The organism is Oerskovia sp. NPDC056781 (genome assembly GCF_042789955.1).
GTDB lineage: Bacteria > Actinomycetota > Actinomycetes > Actinomycetales > Cellulomonadaceae > Oerskovia > Oerskovia rustica.
Genome location: NZ_JBHUAD010000237.1, coordinates 1 through 5,845, shown reverse-complemented (window position 1 = coordinate 5,845; position 5,845 = coordinate 1). Strand labels below are relative to the sequence as shown.

The following is a 5,845-nucleotide window of genomic DNA, read 5'->3' as shown; positions in this document are numbered from 1 at the left end:
CCTCGTCCCCGTGCCGGCGGGGACGGGGGCCGAGCACCTTCTGCCCCGGCACTCAGGCGTCGGCGGGCTGCCTTCCCTCGAACGCGGCCCGCAGCGCGGGCATCTCGAGCTTGATCATCTGCATCATGGCGCCCATCATGCGCGCCACGGCCTCCTGGTCGTCGGACTGCGCGAGCTCCTCGAACTCGACGGGCACGACCTGCCACGAGAGCCCGTAGCGGTCCTTGAGCCAGCCGCACTGCGACTCGGTGCCACCGCCCGAGAGCAGGGCGTCCCAGTAGCGGTCGACCTCCGCCTCGTCCTCGCAGCGCACGATGAACGACACGGCCTCGCTGAACGGGAACAGGTGGTCGGGGCCGCCGTTGATGAGGTTGAAGGGCTGGCCCTGCAACGTGAAGTCGATGGTGACCAAAGTGCCGTCGGGCATCTTCAGGGCGTCGCCGACGGTGCTGTCGGGGAACACCGACGTGTAGAAGGCCACGGCCTCCTCGAGGCCGCCGTTGAACCACAGGCTCGGGACGATCGGTCGCATCGTTCTCCTCCTCCCGCGCGGCGCGCGGTGCGTCACGCTCTTCTGGTCCGACCGGCCGGGGCCGGCGAACTCATCGGTCGGCGCCCCTGGCCGGTCTCGCCGGCCGTGGGGCGCGTCAGGCAGCCGTCCGCAGGAACGTCCCCAGCGCCTCGACGACCAGCAGGTGGTCGTCGCGCTGGGCCAGGCCCGACACGGTCACGACGCCGATCACGCCGACGCCCTCGACCCGCAGCGGGAACGCCCCGCCGTGAGCCGCGTACTCCTGGAGCGACAGCTCGTGCTGCGCCGTGAACGTCGTGCCCCTCGCCTTGGCGCGCAGGCCCATGAGGTACGACGACGCCCCGAACCTCTCGACCACGCGCACCTTGCGCTGGACCCACGTGTCGTTGTCGGGGGTGGTGCCCTCGGTCGCGGCGTGGAAGACCTGCTGCGGTCCGCGGCGCACGTCGATCGTGATCGGCAGCGACCGCTCGGCCGCGAGCTCGACGAGCAGGCAGCCGAGCCGCCACGCGTCGTCGTGCGTGAAGCGCGTGAGCACGAGGTCGCGCTCGTGCTGCTCGGCCTCCGCGATGAAGCGGGCGGTGCGGGCCGTGTCGGGGCTCTCAGGCTGGTCGTGAGTCATGGCGTCAGCCTGGCACGACGCGGGGGCTCATGCCGAGGCCTTCTTGCGCGTCGTCTTCTTCGCGGGTTCCTTCGCCGAGGCCGCCGCCTTGGTCGAGGCGGGCTTGCCGCTGGAGGCGCGCGACGCCGTCGTGCCGTTGCTCTCCGTGGCTGCGGCGCGCTTCTTCGTGCTGCCCGCCGACGCCGCCTCCTTCGTGGACTTCCCGCCCTTCGCGTCGCCCTTCTTCGTCCCGCGCGAGCTCTCGACGCTGCGCCGCAGGGCCTCCATGAGGTCGATGACCTCGGCGCCCTCGCCGCCCTTCTCCTCCTGCTCGCCGAAGGTCTCCGCGGTATCGAGCGCCTCGCCCTTCTCGATCTTGGCCTCGATGAGCTGGCGGAGCTGGGCCTGGTAGTCGTCCTGGTACTCCTCGGGCGTGAAGTCGGCCGCGAAGGACTCGACCAGCTGCGACGACATCGCGAGCTCCTTGGCGCTGACCCTCGCGGGCTCGTCGAGCGTGGGGAACGCGGCCTCGCGCACCTCGTCGGCCCACAGGAGCGTCTGCAGGACCAGCACGTCGTCGCGCACCCGCAGCGCCGCGAGCCGCGTGCGCTGGCGCAGCGCGAACTTCACGATCGCGGTGCGGTCGGTCTCCTCGAGCGTGCGTCGCAGCAGCACGTACGCCTTGTTCGACGACGAGTCGGGCTCGAGGTAGTAGCTGCGGTCCAGGAGCATGGGGTCGATCTGGTCGGTGGGCACGAACTCGACGACCTCGACCTCGCGGCTGCGCTCGGCGGGCAGCGACCCCAGGTCCTCGGCCGTCAGCACGACCGTGCGCTCACCGTCGTCGTACGCCTTGTCGATGTGCTCGTACGCCACGACCTCGCCGCAGACCTCGCACCGTCGCTGGTAGCGGATCCGACCGCCGTCCTTGTCGTGCACCTGGTGCAGCGGCACGTCGTGGTCCTCGGTCGCCGAGTACACCTTGACCGGCACGTTGACGAGACCGAACGTGATGGCACCCTTCCAGATGGCCCTCATCGTTCCATGGTGCGCCCGGGCGCAGGGCCTGGCGAGTCGTCAGACCATCTGGAGCCGGTGGTGCGGGCCCGCGGGGACCTCGACCTCGATGCCGTCCCCCACCGCGACCGTCCCGCCACGGGCGACCACGGTCATGATCCCCGCCTTGCGGATCACGTCGCCCGCGCCGTCGGGCAGGACGAGCCGCTTGAGCAGGCCCGGCCGGAAGTCGTTGATCTGCTGGCACGGGTTCCGCAGCCCGGTGACCTCGAGGACCACCTCGGCGCCGAGGTGCAGGCGGGTGCCGCGCGGCAGGCCCAGCAGGTCGACGCCGTGGGTCGTCACGTTCTCGCCCAGGTCGGCGGGCCCGACGTCGAACCCCGCCTCGGCGAGCTCGTCGAACAGCTCGGCGTGCATGAGGTGGACCTGGCGCAGGTTGGGCTGCGAAGGGTCGGCCCGCACCCGGCTGCGGTGCTTCACGGTCGCCCCGGCGTGCGCGTCACCGACGACGCCCAGCCCTTCGACGATCTGCACGCTGGGCGCTCGGTCCTTGCTGAAGCCGTGGGTCGGGCTGGACGCCACCGCCACGACGTGAGGCACGGGTTCGGTCACGGGGACCATCATGGCGCGACCGAGACCCTCCGGGTGCAAGTGTCCGGCATCATGGGCGCATGGTCGGCACCAGGTACGAGTTCGAGGCGGAGCTGTGGCGCTGGACGGCGCGCACGGACTCGTGGGTGTTCGCCGCGCTGCCCACCGACGTGAGCGACGAGATCGCGGACTCCCCGCTCCCCCCGGCCGGGTTCGGGTCGGTCAAGGTCGAGGTCACGATCGGCGGGACGCACTGGTCCACGTCGATCTTCCCTGACGCCGGGCGCAAGACGTTCGTCCTGCCCGTCAAGTCCGCGGTTCGCCGGGCCGAGGGCATCGACGTGGGCGACACCGTGCGGATCGCGGTCGAGACCCTGATCTAGCCCGCCGGCTCCCCGGCGCCCGCGCCCGGCCTGCCCCGCAGGTACGAGTCGAGCAGCTCCCACGACGGCGTGAACGGACCTGCCGTCTTCTCCGTCCCGGGCCGGAGGTCCGCGGTGTCGCGCGAGTGCTGGAGCACCTCCTCGTGCAGGCGCTCCATCTTGGCGTCGAGCTCGGAGGCCGCGAGCGAGGCCTCCTTGAGCTCGTCGAGGAGGCGCTGCGGCACGGCCTTGTCGTACTTGTAGTAGATCTTGTGCTCGAGGCTGGCCCAGAAGTCCATGGCGATGGTCCGGATCTGGATCTCGACGACCACGGGCTGCACCCGGTCGGACAGGAACACGGGCACCTCGACGATGAGGTGCAGGCTCTTGTACCCGTTGCCCTTGGGGTGCGCGATGTAGTCGCGCTCCTCGAGGACGACGACGTCGCGCTGGGCCGCGATCATGTCGCGCACCGTGTAGATGTCGGACACGAAGCTGCACGTGACACGGACGCCCGCGATGTCGAAGATCTCCGCGCGCAGGGCGTCGATCGTCAGGTCCACGCCCTTGCGGCGCGCCTTGGCGAGCAGCGACTCGGGCGACTTGAGACGTGAGGACACGTGCTCGATGGGGTTGTACTCGTGGGCGAAGGCGAACTCGTCACGCAGGATGGTGATCTTCGTCATCACCTCGTCCATGCCGAACCGGTACGTCATCATCAGCCGCGTGAAGTGCTCCCGCAGGGCCCTCAGCTCTGCCCCGACCTGGGGTTCACCGCTCATGGATTCCTCGCTGATCGTGCCGACGTCGATCCTCCACCGTCGCACACCGGCGGGCGCCAGGACGCCCGCGTCCGCCGCTGGCCACGGCCCGTCTCAGGTCGTGGCCCCGCTTGCGCTGCTCGGCGGGCCCTAGGACCCCGACCCCCGGGACCAACGTCCTGACCTGGTCGAACACTGTTGACGCTGTGTCAATAGCGGATCTAGCGTCCAGGTATCAGCTCAGGAAGGGGCTCCGATGACCGACGCGACGACGCCGAGGCGGCGACGTTCAGCACCCGAGGTTCGTGCCGAGGAGATCGTGCACGCCGCCCGCGAGCTGTTCGCGGAGCAGGGCATCGCCCGCACCTCGACCAAGGACGTCGCGGAGCGCGCGGGTGTCGCCCGGGGCCTCGTCTACTACTACTTCCCGGACAAGGACGCGCTCGTCGACGCGGTGCTCGAGGGCTACGTCGGCGAGTTCGTGGAGGCCGTGCGCGCGTGGGACGCGGCGCGCGAGGCCGGGAACATCGACAAGGCCCTCGTCGACTGCATCGCGATGTTCCGCACGCACCTGCGGGCGGTCGCCCCGCTGCGTGACGACATGCAGCGCACCGAGAGCGCGGGGCTGTACAACCGCTTCCTCGACCGGGCGGTGCGGGCCGTGGTCGAGTGCATCGGCGCCACGACGGTCGAGGCGTACGCGGCCCGGCACCACATCGGCATCGAACACGTCCCGGAGACGTTCTACGTCCTCGTCTACGGCCTCGTCGGCCTCGCCCGCAACACCCCGGAGGTCGACGACACCGTGCTCGTGACGATCGTGCGGCAGGTGCTGCACCTCGAGGAGGCGCGTTCCGACACCGAGTGACGCGACGGCCCGGATCCCGACGGTGCGCCGGGACCGCGCTCGCTCACCTGCCGCACCATCCCCCACCCCCCGGACGGCACCCGCCGTCCAGCCGTCCCTGAGAAAGGGAGCGACGTGTTCCTCTTCGATTCCATCCCCTGGCAAGCAGCCGTCATGTGGTTCGTGGTGCTCGCGGCCCTCGTCGGCCTCAACGAGCTCGTCCGCTGGTCGAAGACCGCCGCGATCGGGATCTTCATCGTCCTGCCGATCGTGCTGACGATCTTCGTGTGGCCCCACACCGCGGGCGCCGGGTCCTCGACCGGCACCTGGTTCCACTGGGTCAAGGTGTACTCGGCCCTCGCAGGCTGCATCGGCTTCATGCTCATCCGGTACTTCCCCCGCATCGGGCAGATGAAGTACGCCCTGCTCTTCCCCCCGGCGATCCTCGCGCTCAACATCGCCGAGGCCGTGATCCGCGACTTCCAGGTCTCCGGCATGAACGGCATGGTCGACGGCGTGTTCATGGTCGGCGGTTCGTGGAACGTCATGAACGGCATCGCGGGCATCCTGAACCTGCTGACGATCTGCGGCTGGGCCGGCATCTACATCACGCGGGACCGCTTCAAGGACATGGTCTGGCCCGACATGATGTGGTTCTGGATCATCGCGTACGACCTGTGGAACTTCGCGTACGTCTACAACTGCGTGGGCGACCACGCGTTCTACGCGGGCGCCGCCCTGCTCATCAGCTGCACGATCCCGGCGTTCTTCCTGCGCAAGGGCGCCTGGCTCCAGCACCGCGCGCACACGCTCGCGTTCTGGATGATGTTCACGATGGCCGTGCCGACGTTCGTCTCGGACTCGTCGTTCGCGGTCGACTCCTCGCACGACCCGAAGGCGCTGTTCGTGGTCAGCCTGATCTCGCTGCTCGCCAACGTCGCGGTCGCCGTCTACCAGGTCAAGGTGATCGTGACCAAGCGCCGCAACCCGCTGCGCGACGAGCTGTTCACGGACCACAAGTCCTACCAGGAGCTCGCGAAGGACCGTCCGGCGCCGGAGCTCGCCACCGCGGGCGCCACGACCGCCTGACGACTCCGCCCACGACGACGGGTCGCCCGACACGAGGTCGGGCGA

At 69.9% G+C, this 5,845-nt stretch carries 8 protein-coding genes; 3 read left to right on the top strand and 5 right to left on the bottom strand.

Features of this window, described 5'->3' with window-relative positions:
* Positions 1-52: 52 nt before the first annotated feature.
* The 4 genes from ACFRCR_RS16055 to ACFRCR_RS16040 form a co-directional block, all read right to left on the bottom strand.
* Positions 53-532 (bottom strand): VOC family protein, encoded by a 480-nt coding sequence (locus ACFRCR_RS16055; protein ID WP_377678901.1) that lies wholly within the window; start codon positions 530-532, stop codon positions 53-55.
* A gap of 115 nt (positions 533-647) precedes the next feature.
* The gene (locus ACFRCR_RS16050; protein ID WP_377678899.1) at positions 648-1,154 is read right to left on the bottom strand and encodes a heme-degrading domain-containing protein; all 507 of its coding nucleotides are present in this window, start codon (positions 1,152-1,154) and stop codon (positions 648-650) included.
* 27 nt (positions 1,155-1,181) lie between these two features.
* On the bottom strand, positions 1,182-2,171 hold the full coding sequence (locus ACFRCR_RS16045; protein ID WP_377678898.1) for a Ku protein: 990 nt from the start codon (positions 2,169-2,171) through the stop codon (positions 1,182-1,184).
* Positions 2,172-2,210: 39 nt separating this feature from the next.
* Positions 2,211-2,771, bottom strand: a complete 561-nt coding sequence (locus tag ACFRCR_RS16040; RefSeq protein ID WP_377678903.1) for an MOSC domain-containing protein — start codon at positions 2,769-2,771, stop codon at positions 2,211-2,213.
* Positions 2,772-2,821: 50 nt separating this feature from the next.
* Between ACFRCR_RS16040 and ACFRCR_RS16035 the strand changes: the two genes are divergently transcribed.
* On the top strand, positions 2,822-3,124 hold the full coding sequence (locus ACFRCR_RS16035; RefSeq protein ID WP_377678896.1) for a DUF1905 domain-containing protein: 303 nt from the start codon (positions 2,822-2,824) through the stop codon (positions 3,122-3,124).
* Here the strand turns inward: ACFRCR_RS16035 and ACFRCR_RS16030 are convergent.
* Positions 3,121-3,885: a GTP pyrophosphokinase family protein gene (locus ACFRCR_RS16030; protein ID WP_377678894.1), complete on the bottom strand. Its 765-nt coding sequence runs from the start codon at positions 3,883-3,885 to the stop codon at positions 3,121-3,123. The two genes, ACFRCR_RS16035 and ACFRCR_RS16030, sit on opposite strands and share 4 nt — an antisense overlap.
* Positions 3,886-4,120: 235 nt before the next feature.
* Here ACFRCR_RS16030 and ACFRCR_RS16025 point away from each other — a divergent pair, with 235 nt between their 5' ends.
* The gene (locus ACFRCR_RS16025; RefSeq protein ID WP_377678892.1) at positions 4,121-4,732 is read left to right on the top strand and encodes a TetR/AcrR family transcriptional regulator; all 612 of its coding nucleotides are present in this window, start codon (positions 4,121-4,123) and stop codon (positions 4,730-4,732) included.
* Positions 4,733-4,846: 114 nt separating this feature from the next.
* The gene (locus ACFRCR_RS16020; protein WP_377678891.1) at positions 4,847-5,800 is read left to right on the top strand and encodes a DUF5692 family protein; all 954 of its coding nucleotides are present in this window, start codon (positions 4,847-4,849) and stop codon (positions 5,798-5,800) included.
* The last annotated feature ends 45 nt before the right edge of the window (positions 5,801-5,845 follow it).

What these genes read in the sequence shown, in the direction of transcription:
- ACFRCR_RS16035 (WP_377678896.1), top strand. Translation starts at nt 2,822, where the DNA reads ATGGTCGGCACCAGGTACGAGTTCGAGGCGGAGCTGTGGCGCTGGACG.
- ACFRCR_RS16025 (WP_377678892.1), top strand. Translation starts at nt 4,121, where the DNA reads ATGACCGACGCGACGACGCCGAGGCGGCGACGTTCAGCACCCGAGGTT.
- ACFRCR_RS16030 (WP_377678894.1), bottom strand. Translation starts at nt 3,885, where the DNA reads ATGAGCGGTGAACCCCAGGTCGGGGCAGAGCTGAGGGCCCTGCGGGAG.
- ACFRCR_RS16040 (WP_377678903.1), bottom strand. Translation starts at nt 2,771, where the DNA reads ATGGTCCCCGTGACCGAACCCGTGCCTCACGTCGTGGCGGTGGCGTCC.
- ACFRCR_RS16050 (WP_377678899.1), bottom strand. Translation starts at nt 1,154, where the DNA reads ATGACTCACGACCAGCCTGAGAGCCCCGACACGGCCCGCACCGCCCGC.
- ACFRCR_RS16045 (WP_377678898.1), bottom strand. Translation starts at nt 2,171, where the DNA reads ATGAGGGCCATCTGGAAGGGTGCCATCACGTTCGGTCTCGTCAACGTG.
- ACFRCR_RS16055 (WP_377678901.1), bottom strand. Translation starts at nt 532, where the DNA reads ATGCGACCGATCGTCCCGAGCCTGTGGTTCAACGGCGGCCTCGAGGAG.